General features: G+C 66.4%; 26 protein-coding genes. All 26 read left to right on the top strand.

Translation table 11 applies throughout. The features are described from left to right. Positions 1-13: 13 nt before the first annotated feature. Positions 14-1216: a glutamyl-tRNA reductase gene (gene hemA / locus H8S45_RS09830; protein WP_054326997.1), complete on the top strand. Its 1203-nt coding sequence runs from the start codon at positions 14-16 to the stop codon at positions 1214-1216. Continuing rightward, on the top strand, positions 1213-1941 hold the full coding sequence (gene cobJ, locus H8S45_RS09825) for a precorrin-3B C(17)-methyltransferase (RefSeq protein WP_054326996.1): 729 nt from the start codon (positions 1213-1215) through the stop codon (positions 1939-1941). The genes hemA and cobJ overlap by 4 nt, the downstream gene beginning before the upstream one ends. Continuing rightward, positions 1938-3146, top strand: coding sequence for a precorrin-6A reductase (gene cobK / locus H8S45_RS09820; RefSeq protein ID WP_107631599.1), 1209 nt, complete (start codon positions 1938-1940; stop codon positions 3144-3146). The genes cobJ and cobK overlap by 4 nt, the downstream gene beginning before the upstream one ends. Beyond that, positions 3139-4002, top strand: coding sequence for a hydroxymethylbilane synthase (gene hemC, locus H8S45_RS09815; RefSeq protein ID WP_054326994.1), 864 nt, complete (start codon positions 3139-3141; stop codon positions 4000-4002). The genes cobK and hemC overlap by 8 nt, the downstream gene beginning before the upstream one ends. Next, positions 3999-5486, top strand: coding sequence for a uroporphyrinogen-III C-methyltransferase (gene cobA / locus H8S45_RS09810; RefSeq protein ID WP_054326993.1), 1488 nt, complete (start codon positions 3999-4001; stop codon positions 5484-5486). The genes hemC and cobA overlap by 4 nt, the downstream gene beginning before the upstream one ends. A gap of 4 nt (positions 5487-5490) precedes the next feature. Continuing rightward, positions 5491-6477: a porphobilinogen synthase gene (hemB, locus tag H8S45_RS09805; RefSeq protein ID WP_054326992.1), complete on the top strand. Its 987-nt coding sequence runs from the start codon at positions 5491-5493 to the stop codon at positions 6475-6477. Continuing rightward, positions 6477-7760: a glutamate-1-semialdehyde 2,1-aminomutase gene (hemL, locus tag H8S45_RS09800; protein WP_107631601.1), complete on the top strand. Its 1284-nt coding sequence runs from the start codon at positions 6477-6479 to the stop codon at positions 7758-7760. The genes hemB and hemL overlap by 1 nt, the downstream gene beginning before the upstream one ends. 63 nt (positions 7761-7823) lie before the next feature. After that, positions 7824-9020, top strand: a complete 1197-nt coding sequence (cbiT, locus tag H8S45_RS09795; protein WP_107631602.1) for a precorrin-6Y C5,15-methyltransferase (decarboxylating) subunit CbiT — start codon at positions 7824-7826, stop codon at positions 9018-9020. Further along, entirely contained in the window at positions 9010-10368 is a 1359-nt protein-coding gene (locus tag H8S45_RS09790; RefSeq protein ID WP_147574499.1) for a cobyrinate a,c-diamide synthase, read from the top strand. Before cbiT ends, H8S45_RS09790 begins: the two co-directional genes overlap by 11 nt. Next, a complete protein-coding gene (gene cobT / locus H8S45_RS09785; protein WP_147574498.1) occupies positions 10365-11423 on the top strand; it encodes a nicotinate-nucleotide--dimethylbenzimidazole phosphoribosyltransferase in 1059 nt (352 codons plus the stop codon). The genes H8S45_RS09790 and cobT overlap by 4 nt, the downstream gene beginning before the upstream one ends. Before the next feature lie 44 nt (positions 11424-11467). After that, positions 11468-11998, top strand: a complete 531-nt coding sequence (locus H8S45_RS09780) for a bifunctional adenosylcobinamide kinase/adenosylcobinamide-phosphate guanylyltransferase (protein WP_054326989.1) — start codon at positions 11468-11470, stop codon at positions 11996-11998. Then, entirely contained in the window at positions 11995-12780 is a 786-nt protein-coding gene (locus H8S45_RS09775; protein ID WP_054326988.1) for an adenosylcobinamide-GDP ribazoletransferase, read from the top strand. The genes H8S45_RS09780 and H8S45_RS09775 overlap by 4 nt, the downstream gene beginning before the upstream one ends. Continuing rightward, entirely contained in the window at positions 12777-13112 is a 336-nt protein-coding gene (locus H8S45_RS09770; protein WP_054326987.1) for a bifunctional adenosylcobinamide kinase/adenosylcobinamide-phosphate guanylyltransferase, read from the top strand. Before H8S45_RS09775 ends, H8S45_RS09770 begins: the two co-directional genes overlap by 4 nt. After that, positions 13103-14071, top strand: a complete 969-nt coding sequence (cbiB, locus tag H8S45_RS09765; protein ID WP_054326986.1) for an adenosylcobinamide-phosphate synthase CbiB — start codon at positions 13103-13105, stop codon at positions 14069-14071. Before H8S45_RS09770 ends, cbiB begins: the two co-directional genes overlap by 10 nt. Positions 14072-14088: 17 nt before the next feature. After that, complete coding sequence (locus tag H8S45_RS09760) at positions 14089-15150, top strand: pyridoxal phosphate-dependent aminotransferase (protein WP_054326985.1); 1062 nt, start codon at positions 14089-14091, stop codon at positions 15148-15150. Next, complete coding sequence (locus H8S45_RS09755) at positions 15150-16652, top strand: cobyric acid synthase (RefSeq protein ID WP_054326984.1); 1503 nt, start codon at positions 15150-15152, stop codon at positions 16650-16652. Before H8S45_RS09760 ends, H8S45_RS09755 begins: the two co-directional genes overlap by 1 nt. Further along, the gene (locus tag H8S45_RS09750; RefSeq protein ID WP_054326983.1) at positions 16649-17173 is read left to right on the top strand and encodes a cob(I)yrinic acid a,c-diamide adenosyltransferase; all 525 of its coding nucleotides are present in this window, start codon (positions 16649-16651) and stop codon (positions 17171-17173) included. The genes H8S45_RS09755 and H8S45_RS09750 overlap by 4 nt, the downstream gene beginning before the upstream one ends. 8 nt (positions 17174-17181) lie before the next feature. After that, positions 17182-17805, top strand: a complete 624-nt coding sequence (locus H8S45_RS09745) for a precorrin-8X methylmutase (protein ID WP_107631608.1) — start codon at positions 17182-17184, stop codon at positions 17803-17805. Between the two features lie 2 nt (positions 17806-17807). Further along, positions 17808-18587, top strand: coding sequence for a sirohydrochlorin cobaltochelatase (locus tag H8S45_RS09740; RefSeq protein ID WP_054326982.1), 780 nt, complete (start codon positions 17808-17810; stop codon positions 18585-18587). A gap of 174 nt (positions 18588-18761) precedes the next feature. Continuing rightward, positions 18762-21107, top strand: coding sequence for a SpoIIE family protein phosphatase (locus H8S45_RS09735; RefSeq protein ID WP_107631610.1), 2346 nt, complete (start codon positions 18762-18764; stop codon positions 21105-21107). 91 nt (positions 21108-21198) lie between these two features. Continuing rightward, the gene (locus H8S45_RS09730) at positions 21199-21462 is read left to right on the top strand and encodes a hypothetical protein (protein WP_107631611.1); all 264 of its coding nucleotides are present in this window, start codon (positions 21199-21201) and stop codon (positions 21460-21462) included. A 117-nt stretch (positions 21463-21579) separates the two neighbouring features. Beyond that, entirely contained in the window at positions 21580-21738 is a 159-nt protein-coding gene (gene rd, locus H8S45_RS09725; protein ID WP_082396997.1) for a rubredoxin, read from the top strand. A 123-nt stretch (positions 21739-21861) separates the two neighbouring features. Further along, positions 21862-22380 carry a DedA family protein gene (locus H8S45_RS09720; protein WP_186950003.1) on the top strand — a complete coding sequence of 173 codons (519 nt, stop codon included), beginning with the start codon at positions 21862-21864 and terminating at the stop codon, positions 22378-22380. A gap of 107 nt (positions 22381-22487) precedes the next feature. After that, positions 22488-23459 carry a tRNA dihydrouridine synthase DusB gene (gene dusB / locus H8S45_RS09715; RefSeq protein ID WP_147574497.1) on the top strand — a complete coding sequence of 324 codons (972 nt, stop codon included), beginning with the start codon at positions 22488-22490 and terminating at the stop codon, positions 23457-23459. Between the two features lie 33 nt (positions 23460-23492). Further along, on the top strand, positions 23493-24095 hold the full coding sequence (locus H8S45_RS09710) for an RNA polymerase sigma factor (protein WP_054326976.1): 603 nt from the start codon (positions 23493-23495) through the stop codon (positions 24093-24095). Continuing rightward, positions 24092-25048, top strand: coding sequence for an anti-sigma factor family protein (locus H8S45_RS09705; RefSeq protein WP_186950001.1), 957 nt, complete (start codon positions 24092-24094; stop codon positions 25046-25048). The genes H8S45_RS09710 and H8S45_RS09705 overlap by 4 nt, the downstream gene beginning before the upstream one ends. Positions 25049-25086: the final 38 nt, after the last annotated feature.

The raw sequence follows: 25086 nt of genomic DNA, 5'->3' as shown, positions 1-25086 counted from the left end.
GAGGACTGCTGTTGTGGAGCTGAGGATGGCGGGCATTGACTTTGTTCATGCGCCGATCGAAAAACGGGAGAGGGTGTCGTTTGTACGCGGTCGGGTGCAGGCGCTTTTGCCATGCATCGCGGCGGCGGAGGGCGTAGCGGGCTGCGTGCTGCTCGCGACCTGCAACCGCACCGAGCTGTACCTGCACGGGGCGGCCGGCACCCCGCCCGACCCGCTGGCGGTGCTGGCGCGCGCGGCGGGCTTTGACGCGGCGGCGTACCGTCCGCTGAGCGTTTCCCGCACGGGACGGGATGCGGCGCGCCACCTGTTTTCGGTCGCGGCGGGGCTGGAAAGCCAGATCTTCGGCGACGATCAGATTATCTCCCAGGTGCGGGATGCGGCGGCGCTCGCGCGCGAAGCGCGAACCGCGGACAGCGTGCTGGACACCCTGTTCCGGCACGCTGTCACGGCGGGCAAGCGTGTGCGCGCGGAGACACGGCTCACCGGCGTACCCGTGTCCGCGGCAGAGGCCGGCGCGCGGTGCGCGGAAGGTTTTTTCGGCTCGCTCGCGGGCCGGCGCGCGGTCGTGATCGGCAATGGGGAGATCGGCCGGCTGGCCGCGGCCGCGCTGCGTGCGCGCGGCTGCGCGGTGACGGTGACGCTGCGCAGCTACCGCCACGGCGAAACCGTCGTCCCCGCGGGTTGCGACACCTGGCCGTATGACGCGCGGTGCGAGGCGCTCGAGGGCACGGACCTCGCAGTGAGCGCAACGGCAAGCCCGCATTTCACCCTGACCGCCGTGCAGGTGGCGGCGATGGCTCAGCCGCCGCGCCTGCTGCTCGACTTGGCCATGCCGCGCGATATCGAGCAGGCGGTGGGACAGGACGGGCGCGTGACGCTGCTCAATCTGGATGATTTGGGCGACTTGGGAGACCATAACGCGGCGGCACGTGCTGCTGCCGCGCGTATCCTGGAGGAAGAGGAGCGGGCGTTTTACGAGTGGCATGCCTACCGGCAGGCGCTGCCCCTGATTGCCGCGGTCAAGGATACCGCGCTCGACCGCCTGCGCTTCGACCACGCCTACGGCGCCCTGTACGCGGACGGAGATATGGACGGCTTGGCCGAGCTGGCGGTGAACAAGACCGTCGACCTGATGCTGGGCGGTATGAAGGATAAGGTGGACGCCGAAGCCATGCGGGCGTGCCTGGCGCATATCAGAAAGGGGAGCGGCAGATGAAGCTGTATTGTATCGGGATTGGGCCGGGCGGCGTGGAGCAGATGACGCTGCGCGCTGCGCGCGCGCTGGAGAAGTGCGACTGCGTGGCGGGCTATGGGCTGTACCTCGACCTGATTGCGGAGTTGATCGAGGGCAAGGAGCGCATCCAGACCGGCATGACAAAGGAGGTCGACCGCTGCACTGCGGCGCGCGACGCGGCGCGGGCGGGCAGGACGGTCGCGGTCGTCTCGTCCGGAGACGCGGGCGTGTATGGGATGGCCGGCCTGCTGCTCGAGGTGTGCGGGGACGATCCGGCGATCGAGGTCGAGATTATCCCCGGCGTCACGGCGGCCTGCGCGGGCGGCGCGGCGCTGGGCGCGCCGCTGACCGGCGACTTTGCATGCGTGTCGCTCTCCGACCTGCTCACCCCGTGGGAGGTCATTGAAAAGCGGCTGCGCGGCGCGGCGGCGGGCGATTTTTGCATCGCGCTTTATAACCCCGGCAGCAAAACGCGCACCAGCCATCTGCGCCGCGCCTGCGATATCCTGCTCGAGACCCTGCCGCCGGAAACCGTGTGCGGGCTGGCGCGCAGCGTCGGCCGCGTGGGCGAAAGCCATACGCTGACCACGCTGGGCGCGCTGCGGGACACCGCGGCCGATATGCTGACCACGGTGCTCATCGGCAACAGCCGCACGCGCGTGGTGAACGGCCGTATGGTCACACCGCGGGGGTATCGGGGCGTATGAGGCTGGTCGTTTTTTCCGGCACGAGCGAGGGGCATGCGCTCTGCCGTTTCCTGTCTGCGCGCGGCGCGGTGGCGGACGTATACGTTGCCACCGAATACGGCGCGGCGGTCATGGAGCCGATGCCCGGCGTCGCCGTGCACGAGGGGCGGCTGGACGCGGACGGGATCGCGGCGCTGGTGGACGCGGAAACGCTGCTGGTGGACGCGACGCACCCTTACGCCGCCGCCGTGACCGATAATCTGCGTGCGGCGTGCGCCAGGACCGGCGCGCAGTATGAGCGCCTGCTCCGCCCCGCGCTGGACGCGGCGGGCGTGGCCGCCGTACCCGATACGGCGGCGGCGGTCGCTTGGCTGAACGCGCACCCGGGCAAGGTGCTGCTGACCACCGGCAGCAAGGAGCTGGAAGCGTACACTGCGGTCGAGGGCTGGCGGGAGCGCCTGTATCCGCGCGTGCTGCCCAGCGTGCCGGTGCTGGAAAAATGCGCGGCGCTCGGCTTTGCGGGCGCGCACATCATCGCCATGCAGGGGCCGTTTTCGCGGGAGATGAACGCCGCCCTGCTGCGGCAGACCGGCGCGACCATCCTGGTCACCAAGGATACCGGCGCGTCCGGCGGGTTCGCGGAAAAGCTGTCTGCCGCGCGCGAAACCGGTGTGACTGTGCTGGTCGTGGCGCGCCCGTGCGCGGAAAACGGCCGTACGCTGGAGGAGATGCAGGCGTATCTGGCGGGCAAGCTCGGGCTGGCAGGACCAGCTCGGGCGCAGAGGGAGAGCCTGCCTCGCTTTCCGCTGTTCGTATCGCTTGCGGGCAAAACCTGCGTGGTGTTCGGCGCGGGCAGGATCGCCGCGCGGCGCATCGGCGTCCTCAGGCGGTTCGGCGCGCGGGTCGTCACCGTCGCGCCCGAGGACAGGGCGTGCGTGGGCCTGACCCACTGCCGCGGCTATGAGAAAAGCGATCTTTCGGGGGCTTTTCTGGCAGTCGCGGCGACGGACGACCGGACGGTCAACCGCCGCATCGCGCGGGACTGCGCTGCACGGGATATCCCGTGCAGCGTGGCCGACTGCGCGGCGGCGTCCACCTTTTTCTTTCCCGCCGTCTGCGAGGGCGGCGGGCTGACCGTGGGCGTGGTGTCGGACGGCTCGGCGCACGGCAAAACGGCTGCGGCGGCAAAGCGCATCCGCGCGGTATTGGAGGAATTTGATGATTAAAGTAGGAAGCCGTGACAGCCGCCTCGCGGTCGTGCAGGCCGAGGAGGTCTGCCGTGCGCTTGGGGACTGCAAGCTGATTACCATGAAGACCACGGGCGACAGGATCATGGATAAAACGCTCGACCAGGTGGGCGGCAAGGGGCTGTTCGTCAAGGAGCTTGACTGCGCGCTGGCCCAGGGGCGCATCGACCTGGCGGTACACAGCCTGAAGGATGTGCCGATGGAACAGCCGGCGGGGTTACCGCTGGTCGCGTATACCCGCCGCGCGGACGCGCGGGACGCGCTGGTGCTGCCGCAGAGCGGCGCGTGGGACAAAACAAAGCCCATCGGCTGTGCATCGGCGCGGCGGCGCGTGCAGCTTGCGGCGCTGTTTCCAGAGATCGCGGTCAGGCCGGTGCGCGGCAACGTGCAAACGCGGCTGCAAAAGCTCGACAGCGGCGAATACGGCGCGCTCGTGCTTGCTGCGGCGGGGCTGCATCGTCTGGGGCTGCAGGAGCGCATCACGCGGTATTTTTCACCGGACGAGCTGCTGCCCGCGGCAGGGCAGGGTATTCTGGCCGTGCAGGGCCGCGCGGGGGAGTTGGAGGGCGCGGCGCGCCTGCTGGACGACGCGGACGCGCGCGTTTGCGCGCTGGCCGAACGGGCGTTCATCCGCACGCTCGGCGGGGGATGCTTCGCGCCGGTGGCGGCATATGCCGAGGCCGAAGGGGCATATCTCCATCTGCACGGGCTGTATGTCACTGCGGACGAGCGGACCGTGGTGCGCGGTGCGGTCACAGGGCGGCGGGAGCAGGCCGCGTCGCTCGGCCGCTCTCTCGCCCTGCAGCTTCGGACACAGGCGGAGGGAGCGCTATGACAGGAACAGTAACGCTGGTTGGCGCGGGTCCGGGCGGGCGCGGGCTGCTCACGCTTGCGGGCGCGGAAGCGATCGCCCAAGCGGACGCGGTCGTATACGACCGGCTGGTGGACGGGAGCGTGCTCGACCTGCTCCCGCTGCACGCCGTGCGCGTGGACGTGGGCAAGGAGAGCGGGCGGCATCCCGTGCCGCAGGATCAGATCAACGAGATACTGGTATGTCTGGCGCGGCAGGGCAAAACCGTTGTGCGGCTCAAGGGCGGGGATTGCTACCTGTTCGGCCGCGGCGGCGAGGAGTGCGAATACCTGCGGGAAAACGGCGTGCCGTTCCGTGTGATTCCAGGGGTGACGAGCGCGTTCGCCGCGCCCGCGTTTGCAGGCATTCCGGTCACGCACCGCGATTGCTGCTCGTCCGTGCATATCGTCACCGCGCATGCGCGCGCGGGCAGGGCGCTCAAAATTGACTTTGCGAGCCTGGTGCGGCTGGACGGTACGCTGGTCTTTCTCATGGGACTGTCCGCGCTCGAACAGGTGACGGATGGCCTGCTGACCGCCGGCATCGCGCCTGATATGCCCGCCGCCGTAATTGAAAATGGCGCGCGCGGCACCCAGCGTAAGGTGGTGGCGACGATCGCCGGCTTGGCGGACCGAGTGCGCGCGGCGGGGCTTCGCAGCCCAGCGCTCATCGTCGTGGGCAGGGTGTGCGGCCTGAGCGATACGCTCGACTGGTTCACGTCCCTGCCGCTGCACGGGAAGACCGTGGTCGTGACTCGGCCGCGCGGGCGGGCGGGAACGCTCGCCGCGCGCCTGCGCGCGCTGGGGGCGGAGGTGACCGAAGCGCCGTGCATCGAGACGGTCGAGCGCACGGACACGCGGCCGCTGGCGGATGCGCTCGACCAGCGCCACGACTGGGCGGTGTTCACCAGTCCGGCGGGCGTGCAGGCGGCGGTACACGCGCTGCGCGCGCTCGGACGCGACCTGCGCGCGCTGTACGGGATGAAGCTGGCCGCTATCGGCCGCGGCACGGCGGACGCGCTCGCGGACTGTGGTCTGACCGCTGACCTCCTCCCCAGGCAGTACGACGGGGCGCATCTCGCGGACGCGTTGATCAGTGCGATGCCGCAGGGCGGCGCGGCGCTGCTGCTACGCGCGGCGCAGGGCGGGCGTCTGCTGCCCGAAAAGCTCGCCGCCGCGGGCGTGCGCGTGACCGACGTGCCGCTGTACGACACCGTGTACCGCTGTGAGAAGGCGGATGCCATACGCGCCCTGCTGGAACAGGGCGCGGCGGACGTTGTGACCTTTACCAGCGCGTCCACGGTCGAGGGCTTCGTGCAGGCGGTGGGTGCGGCGGGCTGCGCCGGCTTTACCGCGCTGTGCATCGGCGGGCAGACCGCACAGGCCGCCCGCCGATATGGGATGAACGTAAAAGTCGCGGCAAACGCGACGATAGAGGATATGATCGCCTGTTTATTGGAGGGAGTATAAGAATATGTTTGACCAAACCATCCGCCCCCGCCGCCTGCGCGCGTCGGATAACCTGCGCCGGCTGGTGCGCGAAACGCGCATTTCCCCCGAAAGCCTGATCTGGCCGGTGTTCGTGATCGAAGGGGAGGGCGTTTATGAGGAGATCCCATCCCTGCCCGGCCAGTACCACTATTCGCCCGACCAGCTTGGGCGCATGGTCGAGCGGGCGCACGCGCACGGCGTGTCCCGCGTCATCCTGTTCGGCCTGCCCGCGCATAAGGATGAGCGCGGCTCGTCCGCGTGGGATGAAAACGGCGTGGTCCAGCAGGGCATTCGCAAAATCAAGGCGCTCGCCCCTGAAATGTATATCGTCACCGACGTGTGCATGTGCGAGTATACCTCGCACGGGCATTGCGGCATCCTGTGCGGTCATGACGTGGACAATGACAAAACGCTCGAGGTATTGGCGAAAACAGCGGTCAGCCATGTGCGCGCGGGCGCGGACATGGTCGCGCCGAGCGACATGATGGACGGCCGCGTCGCGGCCATCCGCAGGGCGCTGGATGAGAACGGCTTTATCCATGTACCCATCATGTCCTATGCCGCCAAATACGCGTCGTCCTTTTACGGGCCGTTTCGGGAGGCGGCAGGCTCCGCGCCTGCGTTCGGCGACCGGCGCTCCTACCAGATGGACCCGCACAACGGCCGCGAGGCCATGCGCGAATGCGCGCTCGATGCGGCCGAGGGCGCGGATATCCTGATGATCAAGCCCGCCATGCCTTATCTCGACCTGATGTACCGGTGCAGGCAGCGGTTCGACCTGCCGGTTGCGGCGTATCAGGTGTCCGGCGAATACGCGATGATAAAAGCGGCGGCAAAGGCCGACCTGATCGACGAATACGGCGTGATGTGCGAGAGCGCGGTGTGCATCTACCGCGCGGGCGCGGACATCCTGATCACCTACTATGCGCCCGAGCTGGCGGACGCGATCCGGAAAGGGGATATCGGCTGATGACCAGATCGGAGGAATGGTTTGAACGCGCGCAAAAGGTGCTGCCCGGCGGGGTCAACTCGCCTGTGCGCGCGTTCCGCGCGGTGGGCGGCAGGCCGCGCTTTATCGTCAAGGGCCTGGGCAGTCACGTGCTGGACGAGGACGGGCTGGAATATATTGACTATGTCGGCTCCTGGGGGCCGATGGTGCTCGGCCACAGCCATCCGGATATTTTGAAAGCGGTGTACGACCGCATGGTGTGCGGACTGTCCTTCGGCGCGCCGACCGCCCTCGAGGTAGAGATGGCCGAAAAGATGATTGGGATGGTGCCGCACATCGAGATGGTGCGCATGGTCAACAGCGGCACCGAGGCGGTGATGAGCGCGGTGCGTCTGGCGCGCGGCGCGACTGGACGGGACAAGCTGATCAAGTTTGAGGGCTGCTACCACGGCCATTCAGACGCGATGCTGGTCGGCGCGGGCAGCGGCGCGCTCACGCAGGGCGAGCCGGATTCCAGGGGAGTCACGCGCGGCGCGGCGCAGGATACGCTGATGGCGCAGTACAACGACCTTGCCTCGGTCGAGCGCCTGCTGGATGCCAACCCGAATCAGGTCGCGGCGGTGATTGTCGAGCCGGTCGCGGCGAATATGGGCGTCGTCCCGCCGAAGGACGGCTTTTTGCAGGGACTGCGCCGCCTGTGCGACAAGCACGGCAGCCTGCTCATTTTTGACGAGGTCATCACCGGCTTCCGACTGGCGGCGGGCGGCGCGCAGGAATATTTTGGCGTGCGCGCCGACTTGGTTACGTTCGGCAAGATTATCGGCGGCGGCATGCCGGTCGGCGCATACGCGGGCAGCCGCGCGCTGATGGAGCAGGTCGCGCCCTGCGGGCCAGTGTATCAGGCGGGTACGCTGTCCGGCAATCCTGTCGCGATGGCGGCGGGGCTGGCGCAGCTTACGATATTGGCCGACCATCCCGAGGTGTACACGGTGATGGAGACCGGGGCACGGTATATCGCCAACCACCTGCGCGAGAGCGCGAAAAGGCATGGCGTGGCTCTGCAGGTCAACCAGATCGGTTCGCTGTTGTGTCCGTATTTTACAGAACAGCCGGTGGACTGCTTTGCCGCCGCTCAGGAAAGCAACACAAAATTATACGCAAAGTATTTTAATGAGATGTTATTGCGAGGGGTGTATCTTGCGCCCAGCCAGTTCGAAGCCATGTTCGTTTCCTCGGCGCACACACAGAACGACCTGGCCTGCACGGTGCAGGCGGTGGAGGAGAGTATTGCTGCGCTCGCATAGAGGGCTTCAAAAGCATCCTATACGAAAAGACGTTCCAACACTCCGGTTGCAAAGAGGTGTTTTATGTCCCGCACATTCTATATTGTCGGCGTGGGGATGGGCGCGCCGGACGGGCTGACCGGCGAAGCCCGACGCGTGCTTGACGCATCCGATACGGTGTTCGCTACCGCACGGCTGGCGGCGGTGTGCGGCCGCGCGGCGGTCTGTCCATTCGACCGGCTGGCGGCGCAGGCTGTTGCGGCGGGTGCGCAGACCGCTGCCGTGCTGGTGTCGGGCGACGTGGGCTTTTTCAGCGCAGCCGCACGGCTGCGCGGACAGCTTGCGCCGCACGGCACGGTGCAGCTGGTACCCGGCCTGTCCAGCCTGCAGTATTTCTGCGCAAAGCTGGGCGCGCCGTATGACAATGTGTGTGTGCGCAGCCTGCACGGCCGCGCGGGCAGCATCCTCGGCGCGGTGAGCTACCACAAAAGGACCTTTGTGCTTACGGGAGGCGCGCAGGCCGCGCCTATCGTGTGCCAGACGCTCGCGGACGCGGATCTGGGCGGCCTGACCGTACACCTGGGCGAAAACCTCGGCGCGGCGGACGAGCGCATCGAGACCGGCGCGGCGGCGGTGCTGGCGGGCAAGCCCTGCGGCGGCCTGGCCGTGCTGCTGATCGAGCATCCGGACGCGGCAAACGCCCGCGAGCCGGTGCGTGACGCGATGCTGGCACGCGGGGACGTACCCATGACCAAGGAGGAGGTGCGCTGGGTGTCCGTATCCAAGCTCGCGGTGCAGCCGCGCGACACCGTGTGGGACGTGGGCGCAGGCACGGGCGCGGTAACGCTTGAGCTGGCGCGGCGTGCGTCCGACGGGCTGGTGTATGCGGTCGAGCGGAGCGCGGACGCGGTAAAGCTGCTCGGGGAAAACCGCCGCAGGCTCGGCGGGTATAATGTGCGCATTATCGATGGCGCGGCGCCGGCGGCGCTCGAAGCCTTGCCCGCGCCTGACTGCGTGTTCGTCGGCGGGAGCGGCGGCGCGATGCGGTGCATTTTGCAAGCCGCAAAGCGTAAGAATCCAGCCGTGCGCGTGGCAGTCAACGCCATCGCGCTGGAAACGCTGCACGCGGCGCAGGCCGCGCTGGCGGAGCTGGGTTTCGCGGAGATCGAGGTCGTCCAGCTTGCCGCCGCGCGCGGCCGGGTGGTCGGACCGTATACCATGATGACTGCGAACAATCCGGTGTTTATCCTGTCGGGGAAAGGGGACGGCCATGCAGAGTAATGCGCCCCGCCTGCTGCTGGCGGGTACCGGCTCGGGCTGCGGCAAGACCACCGTGACCAGCGCGCTGCTGCGCGCGTTCCAGCGGCGCGGCGTGCCGCTCGCGGCCTTCAAGTGCGGGCCGGATTACATCGACCCCATGTTCCACACCGCCGCGCTCGGCGTGCCGAGCCGCAACCTCGACCTGTTTTTTGCAGAGGCGGCGGCGGTGCGTGGCCAGCTTGCGCGGCACACTCCGCCGGACGGGCTGGGAGTGATCGAGGGTGTCATGGGCTTTTATGACGGCGTGCTGGACGGATCGGGCGCGACCGACCGCGCCTCGGCGGCGCACCTCGCGCGCGCGACCGATACGCCCGCCGTGCTCATCGTGCGGCCGGGGGGGCAGTCGCTTTCCCTGGCCGCGGTGCTGCGGGGCTTTCGGGACTTTGCACCCAACACCCTGTGCGGCGTGCTGCTGAACGGGATATCACAGGCGATGTACCCGTTTTACAGGGCGGTTGCGGAGCAGGCGGGCCTGCGGGTCTATGGCTTTCTGCCGCCCGTGCCGGAAGCGGTGGTTCCGAGCCGCCATCTCGGTCTGCTGGCCGCGGACGAGGTCAGCGGGCTGCAAGGCAAGCTCGACCGCCTCGCGGACGCGGCCGAACAGGGGGTTGACCTCGACGGGCTGCTGGCCCTCGCGCGTTCTGCGCCGCCGCTCACTGGGGAAAGCGCGCGGCCTGTCCCAGCCGTGGATAGGCCGGTGCGCATCGCGGTCGCGCGCGACCGGGCGTTCTGCTTTTATTATGCGGAAAATCTGGACATCCTGCGCACGCTCGGTGCGGAGCTCATCGAATTCTCGCCGCTCACGGATGAAAAGCTGCCCCGGGCGGTCGACGGCCTGTACCTCGGCGGGGGTTACCCCGAGCTGCACGCGGCAAAGCTCGCCGCCAACTGCACCATGCGGGATAGCGTCCGCGCGGCGGTGCAGGGCGGCCTGCCCACGGTGGCGGAGTGCGGTGGCTTTTTGTACCTGCACCGCACGCTGAACGGATGTCCAATGGCCGGCGTGCTGGATGCGGACGCGCGCATGACGGAGAAGCTCCAGCCGTTCGGCTATGTGACTCTGACCGCCCAGCGGGACAACCTGCTGTGCTGCGCGGGGGAGAGCCTGCGCGCGCACGAGTTCCACTATGCGCAGTCGGACGATGCAGGGTACGCGTTCCGAGCGGAAAAGCCGAACGGCCGCGCGTGGGACTGCATCCATGCGTCGGAGACGCTGTACGCGGGCTTTCCGCATCTGTATTTCGGGGCGGCCGCCCCAGTCGCGGAAAATTTTGTGCGCAAATGTGCAGAATGGAGGGACAGGAGATGACGCTGGAACAAACAATCGCTTTGGTCAGGCCGCTGTGCGGGGAGAGCATGGACGCGGCGCGCCGCCGCTTTTCCGATATCGCTATGCCGCTCGGCAGCCTCGGGCTGCTGCAGGAGGCGGTGGTGCAGCTGGCGGGCATCCAGCGCACGGGTCGGCCAGAAATCGGCCGGCGCGCCGTGGTGGTGTTCTGCGCGGATAACGGCGTGGTCGCGGAGGGCGTGACCCAGTGCGGGCAGGAGGTCACGGCCGTGGTGGCCGAAAACATGGGGCGCGGGCAGTCCACCGTCTGCCTGATGGCGCGGCGGATCGGCATGGATGCGTTTCCCGTCGATATCGGCGTGGCGCGCGATGTGCAGGGCGACCGCATCCTGCGGCGCAAGGTGCGGTACGGCACGGCGGACCTGCTGGAACAGCCCGCCATGACGCGGGAGGAGGCGGTGCGCGCGGTGGAGACCGGCATCAGCCTGGCGGAGCAGTGCGCGGCGGACGGATACCGCCTGCTGTGCGGCGGTGAAATGGGCATCGGCAATACCACGACCAGCGCGGCCGTGACCGCCGCGCTCACCGGTGCGGATGTGTATACGGTCACCGGACGTGGCGCGGGTCTGTCCTCTGCGGGCCTGTCGCGCAAGGTGTGCGTGATCCAGACCGCGCTCGCCCTGCACCGGCCGGATCCGGACGACCCGATGGACGTGCTGCACAAGGTCGGCGGGCTGGATATCGCGGGGCTGGCGGGGCTGTACCTCGGCGCGGCGGCCTGCGGCCTGCCCGCTGTGCTGGACGGTGTGATTTCGTGTGCGGCGGCGCTGCTCGCCGTGCGGCTGTGTCCCGCGGCGGGCGATTACCTGATCGCAGCGCACCGGCCGGAGGAGCCGGCGGGAAAGCTCCTGCTGGAGCGGCTGGGGAAAACGCCGATGATCGCGGCCGGCCTGCGGCTGGGCGAGGGGACGGGTGCGGTCGCAGCGGTCAGCCTGCTCGACCTGACGCTGGCGGCGTACGATGGCATGGTCAGCTTCGCGGAAACCGGCATCGAAGCCTATACGCCGCAGGCATGAGGGCGGCGGGCTGGTCCATCCGGCAGGGAGAAAGGAGCGTTTTTATGCTGATATTGGTCACCGGCGGCGCGGCGAGCGGCAAATCCGCACACGCGGAGCGGCTGCTGTGCGCGTCCGCGGCGGGCGCGCGCTTATATCTGGCGACCATGCAGCCGTTTGGCGCGGCGGCGGAGACGCGTATCGCCCGTCACCGCGCCCTGCGGCGGGACAAGGGCTTTGAAACGGTCGAACGCCCGCTCGGCCTCGCGGGGCTGGAGCTGCCCCGGCGGTACGACGGCATCCTGCTTGAGGACCTGGGCAACCTGCTCGCTAACGAGCTGTTCGATCCCGCGGGCGCGGGCGAGGCAGCGTTCGGCAGCACCCTTGCAGGCATCGCGCGCCTGCAAGACTGCTGCGAAACGCTGGTCGTCGTATCGAACGAGGTGTTTTCAGACGGGCTGGCCTACCCGCCCGAGACCGCGGCCTATATCCGCACGCTCGGGCGGCTGCACGCCGCGCTTGCCGCGCGTGCGGACGCGGTATACGAATCGGTCTGCGGCATCCTGCTGCCGCTGAAAGGGGAGAAAGGGATTTGAAAAGCGCCTGGAGCGGCCTGCTGGTCGCGTTTTCGCTGTATTCCGCCGTACCCGTGCCGCAGGTGCGGTGGGAAAAACGGACCATGCGCTGGGCGCTGTCCTTTCTGCCGCTTGTCGGCGTGCTGATCGGCGTGCTGGAGGGGGTATGGCATGCGTTCTGTACGCGATACGGCGCGGCGGGACTGTTTTACGCGGTGGGCGCGGCGCTTATTCCGCTTGCAGTGTCAGGCGGCATCCATCTGGACGGGCTGTGCGATACCTGCGACGCGCTCTGCTCCTACGGCGACCGCGAAAAGCGGCTGGCGATCTTGAAGGACCCGCATGTGGGCGCGTTCGGGCCGCTGTGGCTGACGGCGTTCCTGCTGGCCGAGACCGCGTGCTTCGCGCAGATCTATCAAACGCCGCAGTTTTTGCCGGTGGTATTTGTTGGGTTTGCCGTGGCGCGTACCGACGGGGGACGCAAGATCGTGACCATACCCTGCGCCAAAGATACCGGCCTTGCGCATATCTTTGCGGAAAACAGCGATAAAAAGGCGGTCGATATGACGCTTAAGCTGGAGGAAGCAGCGCTGGAGGTGCTGCTGCTGGTGTGGCTGTATTGTACAGGGAACGGCATATTCGCTATGCACTATTTGGTGCTGATCGGACTGTGGTATATACTGCATAGCCGTTTGACAGTGCATGTTTTCGGCGGCATCACAGGCGATCTTGCCGGTTTTTATATTTCACTTGCGGAGCTGCTGGCGCTGGTGTGCGCCGCGTTTGGAGGGATGGTGCTGTGACGGTTTTACTCATCGGCGGCGCGCATCAGGGAAAGGCCGCGCTGGCCGCGCGGCTGTATCCGAACCTGCCGTTGGTCACCGGCCTGCACGTGCGCGTGCGGGACGAGCTGGACGCGGGACGCGACCCCATGGCGCTGCTCGGCGGGCTGCGCGGCTGCGCCGTAACCTGCGACGAGGTTGGCTGCGGCATCGTGCCGATGGACCGCGCGGACGAAACCTGGCGCGAGGCGGCCGGCCGGCTGTGCTGCGCGCTCGCGGCGGAGGCGGACGCGGTTGTGCGCGTGACCGCGGGCCTGCCGCAATATATTAAAGGAGAGAGACCATGTATTTGACCTGCGCCGTGCTGCTCGGCTTCGTGCTCGATTGGGTGCTGGGCGACCCGAACAGCGCCCTGCATCCCGTGTGTCTGATTGGGCGGCTGATTACGCGGTGCGAGCGCGTGCTGCGGCGGGTGTTCCCCAAAACGCCGCGCGGCGAGACCGTAGCGGGCGTGCTGCTGTGGCTCGTGGTGTGCGGGGTGAGCTTTGCCGCGCCGCTCTTCCTGCTGCGCTGGCTGCGGGGTGTACACTTCTGGCTGGGCTTCGGCGCGGAGACGCTGCTCTGCTGGCTGATTTTTGCGCGCAAAAGCCTGGCGGACGCGGGGCGGCACGTTTATACCGCGCTCGATGCCTCGCTGGACGAGGGGCGCAAGGCGGTCGCTATGTATGTCGGCCGCGACACCGGCGCGCTCGATCGGGAGGGCGTCATCAAGGCTGCGGTCGAGACCATCGCGGAAAACACCACCGACGGCGTGGTTGCGCCGCTGGCCTATATGCTGCTCGGCGGCGCGCCGCTCGGCCTGCTGTATAAGGCAGTGAACACGCTGGACTCCATGGTCGGCTACCACAGCGACCAATACGAGTATCTGGGCAAGTTTTCCGCCCGCATGGACGATATATTCAATTTTATCCCTGCGCGGCTGGCGGCAGTATGCCTGATCGCGGGTACGGGCATGCTCGGCATGGACAACCGCAACGCGCTGCGCATCTTCCGTCGCGACCGGAACCACCACAAAAGCCCGAACGCCGGACAGACCGAGGCGGCCTGCGCGGGCGCGCTGCATATCCGGCTGGGCGGGGACGCGAGCTATTTTGGCAAAACGGTCAAAAAGGCGGCGTTCGGCGATCCGGATAAGGAGATAAGCCGCAGCGATATCCTGCGCGCGGCGGATCTGATGACAGCGGCGTCAGCACTGGCGCTGACGCTTGGAGCAGCGGTGCGGCTGACCACCGGCTGGCCGCCGTTCGGATAAGGGAAAGGAGGCTGACGATGCCGGAATATGTACACGGCGGTGATGTGTATTCCTATGCCGAGCGGTACGGCGGCGAACCGCTTGACCTGTCCGCGAATATCAGCTCGTTCGGCATTCCGGAGCGGGTCAGGCAGGCGATGCACAGGGCGATAGAGGACTGCGCGCGCTACCCCGACCCGTTCTGCCGCGCGGCGCGGCGCGCCATCGGCGCGGCCGAGGCCGTCCCCGACGGCTTCCTGTACTGCGGCAATGGCGCGGCGGACGTGCTCGACCGCTTGGCGGCGGCGCTGCGCCCCCGCAGGGCGCTGCTCACCGCGCCGGCGTTCGCCGAGTATGAGCGCACGCTCGCGGGCGCGGATATCCGCTTCCATTATCTGCGTGAAGACGAGGGCTTTGCGGTCACGGAGCGCATTTTATCCGATATCACGCCCGAAACCGACGTGGTCTACCTGTGCAACCCCAATAACCCGACCGGCCGCACGGTCGAGCCGGCTCTGCTGCGCGCCGTCGCGGCGCGGTGCGCGGACGCCGGCGCGCGCCTGATCGTGGACGAGTGCTTTGTAGACTTCCTGCAGGACGCGGCGCGGCACACGCTGAAAGGTCTGCTGGCGGGCAGCCCGCATCTGATTCTGCTGCGGGCGTATACCAAGCTGTTCGCGGTGCCGGGCGTGCGCTTCGGCTGGTGTATGACTGCGGACGTTGGTCTGATCGAAGCGCTGTATCGTGCGGGACAGCCGTGGAACGTATCGGTGGTCGCGCAGGCGTGTGCCGCGGCTGCGGCGGGCGAACGGGAATGGGCCGCGCGGGTTGCGGCGCGCATCGCGGAGGAACGCGCGCGGCTCTCCGGCGGGCTTGCGGCGCGCGGGCTGGCCGTCTGCCCGGGCGAAGCGAACTTCCTGTTGTTCCGGTCAGGGGACGCGGCGCTGCACGAAAAGCTCGCGGCGCGCGGCGTTTTGATCCGGAACTGCGCCAATTACCGCGGCCTGGGCGCGGGCTATTACCGCACGGCGGTCAGGAGCGGGGACGATACCGCGCGCCTGTTCGCCGCGCTGGACGCAATACGAAAGGAGGGGTGTTGATGGCAAGGTGCATCATGGTGCAGGGGACCTGCTCGAACGCGGGTAAAAGCCTGCTGTGCGCGGCGCTGTGCCGCATCTTCCGGCAGGACGGGTACCGCGTCGCGCCGTTCAAATCGCAGAACATGGCGCTCAACTCCTTTATCACCGCAGGTGGGAAAGAGATGGGCCGCGCGCAGGTTGTGCAGGCCGAGGCGGCGGGTATCCCGCCCGATGTGCGGATGAACCCCATCCTGCTCAAGCCGACGAGCGACACCGGCTCGCAGGTGGTTGTCATGGGGGAGGCGTGCGGCAACCGCACGGCGCGCGAGTACTGGGGCGGAAAAAAGGCGCTGCTTCCGATCGTCAGGGACGCTTACGACAGCTTGGCGGCGGAGTACGATATCATTGTGATCGAGGGCGCGGGCAGTCCGGCGGAGATCAACCTCAAGCAGGACGACATCGTCAACATGGGGCTGGCGAAGCTGGTGGACGCGCCGGTGCTGCTGGTGGGCGACATCGACCGCGGCGGCGTGTTCGCGTCGCTGTACGGCACGGTGGCGTTGCTTGAAGCGGAGGAACAGGCGCGCGTCAGGGGCCTGATCGTCAACAAATTTCGGGGCGACGTAGAGCTCCTGCGCCCGGGCCTGACACAACTGGAACGGCTGACCGGCAAGCCGGTCGTCGGCGTGGTACCCTATGGCCGGTTCGACATCGACGATGAGGACAGCCTTTCCGCGCGGCTGGACGCGTGCGGCGCGCCCGCGCTCGTGGATATCGCGGTCGTGCGGCTGCCAAGGCTGTCCAACTTTACGGATTTCTCCCCGCTCGAACGGATTGAGGGAGTGGGTGTGCGCTATGCCGGCGCGCCGGAGCAGCTCGAGGGCGCGGACCTGATCCTGCTGCCCGGCACCAAATCCACGCTCGCGGACCTGAAATGGCTGCGTGAAAGCGGCATGGAAGCCCAGCTTCTCAAATGGCACGCGGCGGGCGTGCCGGTGTTCGGCGTGTGCGGCGGCTATCAGATGATGGGGCGCGCCGTATCCGATCCGGAAAACACCGAGGGCGGCGGAGTCATGCGTGGCTTGGGGCTGCTGCCGGTGGAAACCGTGTTCCGTCCGGTCAAGACCACGGCGCAGGCAAGCGGCGCGTTCGGTACGGTCGGGGGCGTGCTGCGCGGCTTATCGGGCGCGGGCGCGTCCGGTTATGAGATCCATATGGGCGAAACCGCGCTGGACGCGGGCGCCCTGCCGCTGATCCGGCTGACGCGCGCGGACGGAACGTCGTTCTGGGACGGGTGCCAGGCGGACAGCGCTTACGGCACCTATCTGCACGGCCTGTTCGACATGCCGGACGCGGCGCAGGCGCTGGTGCAGGCGCTGGCCGCGCGCAGGGGCGTGACGCTGGCAGACACGGCTTGCGACACGGCGCGATATAAGGAAAGACAGTACGACCTGCTGGCGGATACCGTGCGGCGGGCGCTGGATATGGGGTATATTTACCGGATACTGGAGGGAAACGGATGAAAGGGCTGATTCATTTGTATTGCGGCGAAGGGAAAGGAAAAACGACCGCCGCGGTCGGGCTGGCTGTGCGGTGCGCGGGGCATGGCGGCAGGGTGGTGTTCGCGCAGTTTTTGAAGGACGGGACGTCGGGCGAGTGCCGCGCGCTGGCGGGGCTGAAAAACGTGACCGTGCTGGCGGCCAATCCGGTGGGTAAGTTCTCCTTCCAGATGACGGAGGAGGAGAAGCGCCGGACCGCCGACGCGGTATCCCGCATGTTTGAGGCGGCGGCGGGCTTTGCCGTGCGCGAGGGCGCGCGCCTGCTCGTGCTGGACGAGGTGTGCGCGGCAGTATCCTGCGGCTTCCTGGAGGAGCGGGCAGTGCTGGCGTTCCTGGACGGACGGCCGGAAACATTAGAGGTGGTGATGACTGGCCGCGGCCCCTCGGAAGCGCTGTGCGCGCGCGCCGATTATATCACGGAAATGGCCGCCCGCCGCCATCCGTTCGACCGCGGCGTGGCCGCGCGGGAGGGGATCGAATTTTGAATGGACACATGCGGCCGCAGGATATCGAAAAACGCTCCTTTGCCATTATCACGGCCGAGCTGGGGGAGCGGACGTTTCCGGATGGGGAGTCCGAAGTGGTCAAGCGGGTCATCCACACAACGGCGGATTTCGACTACGCGGACAGCCTCGCTTTTTCGCCCGGCGCGGTCGGACAGGCCAGGGAAGCGCTGGCTTCGGGCGCGACCGTCGTGACCGATACGAATATGGCGCTGGCGGGCGTGAATAAGGGCGCTCTGCAGGCGCTCGGCGGGCGGGCGGTCTGCTATATGGCGGATGGGGCCGTGGCGCGCGCGGCAGGGGCGCGCGGCGTGACGCGCGCGGCGGTTTCGATGGAGTATGCCGCGCTGCTGGACGGCCCGCTCATTTTCGCCGTTGGGAACGCGCCGACAGCGCTGATCCGGCTGCACGAGCTGATCGCGGAGGGGGCGGTGTCGCCCGCGCTTGTGATTGGCGTGCCGGTCGGTTTTGTCAACGTGGTCGAGGCAAAGGAGCTTTTTATCGGCGGGCAGACGCCGTATATCATCGCGCGGGGAAGGAAGGGCGGCTCGAACGTCGCGGCGGCCATCGTCAACGCGCTGCTGTACCAGTTGATTGAACGGGAGGGATTTTAAATATGGGAAAAAAAGCGCTGGTGGTCGTCAGCTTCGGCACGGCCTGGCCGGAGGCGCGCCGTGCGATTGAAAAGCTGGAGGAGCGGCTGCGGTGCGCGTTCCCGACGCATGATTTTTACCGGTCGTTTACCTCGGAGATGGTAGCGCGCAGGATCGAGCGGGAGGAGGGTGTGCATATCCCGCAGCCGGAGGAGCTGCTGGAGCGGCTCGCGGCGGCGGGCTACGATGAGGTGCGGTGCCAAAGCCTGCATGTCATTTTCGGACAGGAGTATGAAAAGATGCTGCGCCAACTTCGGCCGTTCTGCGGCCGTTTTGAGAAGCTGTTGGCGGGCGACCCACTGCTGTGGGGGACGGGCGACTATCTGCGCCTGACCGAAGCCCTGCTCGCCCGCATGCCCCGGCTCGACAGGGACGAGGCCTATCTCTTTATGGGGCATGGCTCTGCGCATCCGGCAAACGCGGCGTACGCGCTGGTGGAAAACACGTTCCGCTACCACGGCGCGGAGCGTGTGTATGTCGGCACGGTCGAGGGATTCCCGCATCTTGACTATGTGCTGTCCCGCCTGCACCAGCGCGAGATCGCGCAGGTTCACCTTGCGCCGCTGATGATCGTTGCAGGCGACCATGCGCACAACGACCTGGCGGGGGAGGGAGAGGATAGTTGGAAGAGCCGCCTGGAGAGCGAGGGCTATCAGGTGCAGACCCATCTGTATGGCCTGGGCGAATTGGGCGCGGTAGGGGATATCTTTGTCGACCACTGCAGGCGCGCTGCGGCGCTGTAATGACTGACAGCAGAGGGAGGAAAGACCGAAACGGTCTTTCCTCCCTCTTTTTTGCGCCCTGTTTTCCGCCCCACAGGGATAAAATACGCAAAAATACTATTCCCCCTCTTATTTTCCGGCAAAGCCCGCAAATTGTTTGGGATATACTGGAAAAACAAGGGAGGCATAACGAAAATGGACAAGCAGAAAACAAAAAGAGCGGCGCCGCAGCTCATCGGGCGCGCCGCGGCGCGGGCGGCGCAGCTTTGGAACGAGGAGCACCTGCATACGCTGTTGACTGGCGTGCAGCGGTTTGTGCTGTGCGCGGTGCTGACGCGCGGCGCGGTGCTCGGAGGTTATGCCCCTTTTGGTTTGGCGATGGCCTCCGCTCTGATGGCGCGTGGGGCGGGGCTGAGCGCGATCGGCGGCATGTTTTTCGGCGCGATGCTGCTCGGCGGCGGGATCAAAAGCGGGCTGTATGCCGCCGCGGCCCTGCTCGTGCTATGTGTGATGAGCGTGTGCGCGGGGCTGCGTGTCATGGAGCGGAGGTGGTTTGCGCCCACGGTAGCAACTCTGTCCGGAGCGGCGTGTACCTTTGTGTTCCTGCCCGCGGGCGCGGCGCTCGACACGGCGGCGCTCCTGACCTTTATCGCCGTTCAGGGGCTGACCTTCGCTGCCTGCTGGATCTATGGCGGGGCGCTTGCCCCGCCGCGTGAGGAGAACGACTGGAAACGGCCGGCCACCCTGCTGGCGGTAACGGCAACCGTCCTGCTGTCACTTTCCGATCTGACGGTGTTCGGGCTGTTCGCGCCCGCGCGGGTCGTGGCGCTGCTGCTGGCGCTGGCTGCGGCTTACCTCGGCGGGTCCACAACGGGCGCGGCGGCGGGCGTGGCGTTTGGCGCGGCCATGGATCTCGCGGTCGGGTACGGTGCGCTGTTCACCTGCTGCTACGGTCTGTGCGCACTGATTGCCGGTCTGTTCCGCGACCAGGGGCGGCTGTGGTTCGCGGTCTGCGCGCTCGCCTCCGGCGTCTGTGCGGCGATGCTGGGCGTGGAACATGCGCTGTTTATCCCGCTGGTCATCGAGCAGGTCTGCTCGGTGGGGCTGTTCGCCGCAATGCCGCCGCTGGTGTGGAACGCGCTCCGGCAGACGCTCCTGCCCGACACGCTGATGGGAGAATCCGCGCGGCAGCAGGTGCGGCAGACCGCGGGCAAGTGCGCGACCGAGGCCGCGCAGGCGTTTTACGAAATGTATCTGGCCATGCTCAACGGCGTGACCGAGGGGAAGGCGGCGGGGGATCAGAATGTACGGGCGGTATTCGACCGCGCGAGCGATAGGGTGTGCAAAAACTGCGTCCTCTGCTCGCAGTGCTGGCAGCGGGACTATGTGACCACGCTTTCCGCGCTCAACGACGTGACTCAGCCCATGCTCAAGCGGGGCAGGGCCGAGCTGTCCGACTTCCCGTACCATTTTGCGTCGCGCTGCGTGCATTTGCCCGAGCTGATGCGCGCGATCAACAGCGCGCTGTTTGCGCTCCGCGAGCGCCAGAGCCTTCGGCGGCAGCAGGAGGAAAACCAAAGCCTGCTGGCCCGGCAGTACGCGGGCATTACGGATATCCTCCGTCAGCTTGGCGCGGAGGCGACGCGGGACGTTGCCGCGCAGCCGGTGATGGAGAAGCAGGTGCGCCGGTACGCAGCCGCGTTCGGATGGATCGAGCGGGTCTGTGTGGTGCGGGACGCGCAAGGTAGGCTGGTGGTGGAGCTGTACGGCGATGGTATTCGGGATGTGCTGGAGCAGGGCGAGGGGTTTTCCGCGGGTCTGTCCGCGCTGCTGGGCGTCGGGCTGACAAAGCCCAAACGGCTGGAGGACGAGCTGGGGCCGCATCTGGTGCTGCGTGAGCGCGCGCCGTTCCGCGCGGTCGTCGGTATCGGGCGGCAGCAAAAGGAGGACGCGGCGGTTTCCGGAGACAGCGGATGCTATTTCCTGACCGACGCGGGCGTGGCCTGCCTGCTGCTCGCGGACGGGATGGGCTCGGGCGCGGCCGCGGCGCAGGACAGCCGGATGCTGGTCACCTCGATGGAGCGGTTCCTGCGTGCGGGGATCACGCCGGCGGACGCGCTGAAAGCGGTGTCGCCCGCGCTGCGGCTGCGGTCGGATGGGACGCGGTTTGTCACGCTTGACGTGCTGACCGTCGACCTGTTCAGCGGAAAGGCGGAAAGTCTCAAATGCGGGGCCGCGCCCTCCTATCTGCGCGCGGGCGGTCAGTGGACCATGCTTTCCGGCAAGGCGCTGCCTGTCGGCCTGGCGGAAGAGGACGCGCTGGGCGAGCCGGTGCCGCTGCGCCTGGGACATGGCGACCTGTACATCATGCTGTCCGACGGGATTTCGGATGGTCTGGACGACGGCTGGGTACGCGAGCTGCTGGTCCGACATGCGGGGGAAAGCCCGAAAGAACTGGCAGCCCGCCTGGTGACCGAAGCGAAAGGGCGCGGGCATGACGACGACCGGACCGCGCTGGTGATGCGCATAGAACGGCTGTGAGGTAAAAGCGGGCGCAGCTGTAAAAATACGGCGGGATATGGTTAAATCCCTCCCTTTTGGGCATACTTGCTGCAAAAGGGAGGGATTTACCATGGTCAAGGGCGTGAGCCGGCGCGTGGTGGTCGTGCAGCCGGATGCGCACGGCTTATTCGAACAGGCGATTTTTCTGGTGCGGGATTACACGGTTCCGCGCGGCGATGTGGTGCGCGAAGCGTGCAGGATTGCAAACGGGTATGTGGCGGGACGTTCCGCGCGGTACAAACGGCGTTTTGCGTTCTGGCAGATCGCCTGCGCTTTTGCAGCGGGCTGCATGCTTGCGAGCGCGGCCTGGTCGGTGATTTGGCTGCTGGCTTGACAAATCGGTCAAAACTGCTGGAAAATACGCCGGATTATTGTATATTTTTACGGTAGACAATAGATAGCATAAAGATTATATTAATAATAGATATTAAAAGATAAAGGAGATCAAAAAATGACAAAGTATGTTTGCAAGATCTGCGGTTATATATATGACCCCGCCGAGGGCGATCCGGATAACGGCGTTGCGCCGGGTACCGCGTTCGCGGACCTGCCGGAGGACTGGGTATGCCCGCTGTGCGCGGTCGGCAAGGATGAATTTGAGCCGGCATAAGCGGACGGGCGCGGAAACGGGCCGCTTCGGCGGTCCGTTTGTAAATAGATTGAAAATTGCGGCCTCTGTCACTTGTTTTGGCAGGGGCCGCTTGTTATACTATGCTTAATCAAGCGTTGGAGAGTGAGCGGACGTATGACGGCCGAGGTATTTTTTGACCTTTTCCACCAGTACGGGTTGATCCTGATCTGTGCGGTAATCTTTTGCGAATATATGAATCTGCCCGGCTTTCCAGCGGGGGTAATCATGCCATCCATCGGGGTGCTGATCGCGCAGAGCGAGTTGTCTCTGGTGCTGACGATCGTGCTGAGCGTGGTGTTCGGCCTCCTCGGCAGCTTGGTGATTTACGGCCTGTGCTATTGGGGTGGCGAGCCGATCATGGAAAAGCTGTTCGGCAAAAGCGAGAAATTCCGCTCCTTCGTCAAAAGATGCCATGCGTATATTGACGCGCAGCATGGACGCGGCCTGGCGTTCTGCCGTATCATTCCGGTTTTGCGCACCATTGTTTCCATTCCGGCGGGGTTGATTCGGATGCCGGTCAAGTGGTTCGTCGGCTGGTCCGCAATCGGCATCGCGGCGTGGAACACCGTGCTGATCTCGTTCGGCTATTTCTTTAGCGAAAAAATATTATCCATGCTGTAAAAACTCCCGAAAGGGGGTTTTTGTTTTGTCACCACTTTGCAATTTGCATTTAGTGGGGGCTTGTGATAAAATATACTGCGTCAAATTATGCGCAGTGGGGGAGAGACATGCAAATCGGTTCTGTTATGCTCGCCGGGCGCCTGGTCCTGGCGCCGATGGCCGGAGTGACCGACCGCGCATTCCGGCAAATCTGTCGGGAACATGGCGCGGCGCTTACCGTGACCGAGATGGTTTCCACCAAGGCGCTTTGCTATCAGGATAAGAAAACGCCTGCGCTTTTGTCGCTGGCGGCAGACGAGCATCCGGCCGCGGCGCAGATATTCGGGCATGAGCCGGAAACCATGGCCGAGGGCGCGCGGATTGCGCGCGCGGTGTCCGGCTGCGATATCATCGATATCAATATGGGCTGCCCCGCGCCCAAGATCGCAAACAACGGGGACGGGGCTGCGCTCATGCGCGACCCCGCGCTGGCGGCGCGCGTAATCGAAGCGGTCGTCAGCGCGGTCGATGTGCCGGTCACGGTCAAGTTCCGCAAGGGATGGGACGAGAAGAGCGTGTGCTGCGTGGACTTTGCCCGCATGGCCGAGCGGTGTGGCGCGGCGGCGGTCACGGTACACGGGCGAACGCGCGCGCAGCAGTACAGCGGCACGGCGGATTGGGACGCGATCCGCGCGGTTCGGGAGGCGGTTTCCATACCGGTCATCGCCAACGGTGATGTGGCCGAGCCGCAGGATGCGGTCCGCATCCTGCGGCATACCGGCGCGGATATGGTGATGATCGGCCGCGGCGCATTGGGCGACCCGTGGCTTTTCGAGCGCGCAAACGCGCTGCTGGAAACCGGCGTCTGCCCGCCGCTGCCTCCGTTTGCGGAGCGGATCGATACTGCGGTGCGGCAGATCGAGCTGGCGGCGGAGCAAAAGGGGGAGCGCGTCGCCATGCTGGAGGCGCGCCGCCATGTAAACTGCTATCTAAAACGGCAGAGCGGGCTCAAGGCCTTCAAAACACGCATTTGCGCGCTGGAACGGCTGGAAGAGCTTTATCCGCTGGCCGAGGAGCTCAAGCGCGCTGTGCAGGCGTGACGGGGCCTGACATCAGGAAGGGGGCGGGAGCCCATGGACGAAAAACATTTGCTGGCGAGAGCGCGCCGCGGCGAGGTGGCGGCGTTTGAAGAACTGGTGCGGCTGTATGAAAAGCGCGTTTACGCGGTCGCCCTGCGTTCGGCCGGCTCGCCGGAGGACGCGGCGGACATCGTGCAGGAGGTGTTCCTGCGCGCGTGGCGGTCGATCGAGTCCTTTCGGGGGGACAGCGGGTTTTCCACCTGGCTGTTCCGGATCACGATGAACCTGTGCGTCGATTTTGCGCGGCACAAGCATGCGCAGCCGCAGACCCAGCCGCTTGTGGGAGAGGACGACGCGGAGCGCCCGATACCGGATACCGCCCCCACGCCGGAGGAGCATCTGGAGAACAGCGAGCTTGGGCGCGAGCTGGCCGCCGCGTTGGACGAAGTGAGCGGCGAGCATCGCCAGATCGTATTGCTGCGCGATGTATCCGGCTTGAGCTACACCGAGATCGCAGAGGTGCTGGAGATCAGCGAGGGAACGGTCAAGTCGCGCCTGTCGCGCGCGCGGCTTGCGCTGCGCACGGTTTTGCTGCGGCGGGGGAACCTTTTGCCGTCTACCGCGTCTAATGAATCGAAAGGAGGCGGGGACGCATGAGCGATAAGGAATATTATGAGCAGCTCTGCTCAAACAGCATTGACGGTACGCTGACTGATTCCGAACGGGAAAAGCTGGAGGCGCATCTGGCGGAATGTCCCTCGTGCGCCGCGCTGAAACAGGATTTGGAGCAGATGCACGCGCTGTTTTCGACCGAAGCGGCGCTTCCGGACGGGCTGCACGAAAAGATTATGCAGTGTGTGGAGCAGGAGGCGAAGTTGCGGGTCGTGCAGCCGGAAAAGCCGGCGCGCAGGCTGCCGGTATTCACTATGGTCGCGGCAGCGGCGGTCGTCGTGCTGGCGGTTCTGGGCGGCGGCGTGGGACAGGTGTTCGGCATGGTGAACATGGGCTCGGGCGTCAGCGCCTCGAACGCCTCCACGGCGGCAGGCGCTACGGAGGGCTTGGACATGAACGGCGGCGTGCGTGCGGCCGTAGAGGATGCTGCGGACCAGGCGGCGCTGGCGAAGGAGGAGAAGGCGGCGGATGCGTCGGCAGACGCCGGCGAAGCGCCGCCAGCGGAACCGGCGGCGCCGGAATCGTACAGCGTTCCGGAAAGCGGAGCGGAGAATCCGGCCGGAGAGGACGGCGGGGACCATGCGGACACGGCCGTGCCGGCTGGCGGCGGCGCGGTCGAGCCGCGGGATTCGGGGCCGGCGGTGATGCAGGCCGGCGGTGAGACGGAAGCATTTTCGTTGCCGGAAGCGTTGAGCGGCGTAAGTGTGGCGCACTGCTATCTGGCAAGCGGCACGGGCGAGCTGCCGGACATAGGCGGGGAACTGCTCTCCACGGATGAAACGGTATCTTATTTCCTGCTGGACAACAGCATGGCTACGATCCAAGACACCTTTAAGGCGCTGGAGGAAGCGGGCTTTGAAGTTTCCGCGTACGAAGGGCTGGGGCTGACGCTGGACAGCAAAGCGGAAAGCTGGCTCCTGATCGTGACCGTCGGATAAGGCGGCTGCGGAAAAGGGGGGATACGGAAAAATGGCGG

Origin of the sequence: Agathobaculum faecis (assembly GCF_014287995.1) — a bacterium.
In the GTDB taxonomy this organism is placed as follows: domain Bacteria; phylum Bacillota; class Clostridia; order Oscillospirales; family Butyricicoccaceae; genus Agathobaculum; species Agathobaculum ammoniilyticum.
Note: the sequence above shows the minus strand (reverse complement) of the source record. Positions and strands in the feature narration are given on the sequence as shown.

Bases quoted from the DNA above. Each gene is read 5' to 3' on its own strand.
- cobJ (WP_054326996.1), top strand. From the start codon at position 1,213: ATGAAGCTGTATTGTATCGGGATTGGGCCGGGCGGCGTGGAGCAGATG.
- cobK (WP_107631599.1), top strand. From the start codon at position 1,938: ATGAGGCTGGTCGTTTTTTCCGGCACGAGCGAGGGGCATGCGCTCTGC.
- hemC (WP_054326994.1), top strand. From the start codon at position 3,139: ATGATTAAAGTAGGAAGCCGTGACAGCCGCCTCGCGGTCGTGCAGGCC.
- cobA (WP_054326993.1), top strand. From the start codon at position 3,999: ATGACAGGAACAGTAACGCTGGTTGGCGCGGGTCCGGGCGGGCGCGGG.
- hemB (WP_054326992.1), top strand. From the start codon at position 5,491: ATGTTTGACCAAACCATCCGCCCCCGCCGCCTGCGCGCGTCGGATAAC.
- hemL (WP_107631601.1), top strand. From the start codon at position 6,477: ATGACCAGATCGGAGGAATGGTTTGAACGCGCGCAAAAGGTGCTGCCC.
- cbiT (WP_107631602.1), top strand. From the start codon at position 7,824: ATGTCCCGCACATTCTATATTGTCGGCGTGGGGATGGGCGCGCCGGAC.
- H8S45_RS09790 (WP_147574499.1), top strand. From the start codon at position 9,010: ATGCAGAGTAATGCGCCCCGCCTGCTGCTGGCGGGTACCGGCTCGGGC.
- cobT (WP_147574498.1), top strand. From the start codon at position 10,365: ATGACGCTGGAACAAACAATCGCTTTGGTCAGGCCGCTGTGCGGGGAG.
- H8S45_RS09780 (WP_054326989.1), top strand. From the start codon at position 11,468: ATGCTGATATTGGTCACCGGCGGCGCGGCGAGCGGCAAATCCGCACAC.
- cbiB (WP_054326986.1), top strand. From the start codon at position 13,103: ATGTATTTGACCTGCGCCGTGCTGCTCGGCTTCGTGCTCGATTGGGTG.
- H8S45_RS09760 (WP_054326985.1), top strand. From the start codon at position 14,089: ATGCCGGAATATGTACACGGCGGTGATGTGTATTCCTATGCCGAGCGG.
- H8S45_RS09755 (WP_054326984.1), top strand. From the start codon at position 15,150: ATGGCAAGGTGCATCATGGTGCAGGGGACCTGCTCGAACGCGGGTAAA.
- H8S45_RS09750 (WP_054326983.1), top strand. From the start codon at position 16,649: ATGAAAGGGCTGATTCATTTGTATTGCGGCGAAGGGAAAGGAAAAACG.
- H8S45_RS09745 (WP_107631608.1), top strand. From the start codon at position 17,182: ATGCGGCCGCAGGATATCGAAAAACGCTCCTTTGCCATTATCACGGCC.
- H8S45_RS09740 (WP_054326982.1), top strand. From the start codon at position 17,808: ATGGGAAAAAAAGCGCTGGTGGTCGTCAGCTTCGGCACGGCCTGGCCG.
- H8S45_RS09735 (WP_107631610.1), top strand. From the start codon at position 18,762: ATGGACAAGCAGAAAACAAAAAGAGCGGCGCCGCAGCTCATCGGGCGC.
- H8S45_RS09730 (WP_107631611.1), top strand. From the start codon at position 21,199: ATGGTCAAGGGCGTGAGCCGGCGCGTGGTGGTCGTGCAGCCGGATGCG.
- rd (WP_082396997.1), top strand. From the start codon at position 21,580: ATGACAAAGTATGTTTGCAAGATCTGCGGTTATATATATGACCCCGCC.
- dusB (WP_147574497.1), top strand. From the start codon at position 22,488: ATGCAAATCGGTTCTGTTATGCTCGCCGGGCGCCTGGTCCTGGCGCCG.
- H8S45_RS09710 (WP_054326976.1), top strand. From the start codon at position 23,493: ATGGACGAAAAACATTTGCTGGCGAGAGCGCGCCGCGGCGAGGTGGCG.
- H8S45_RS09705 (WP_186950001.1), top strand. From the start codon at position 24,092: ATGAGCGATAAGGAATATTATGAGCAGCTCTGCTCAAACAGCATTGAC.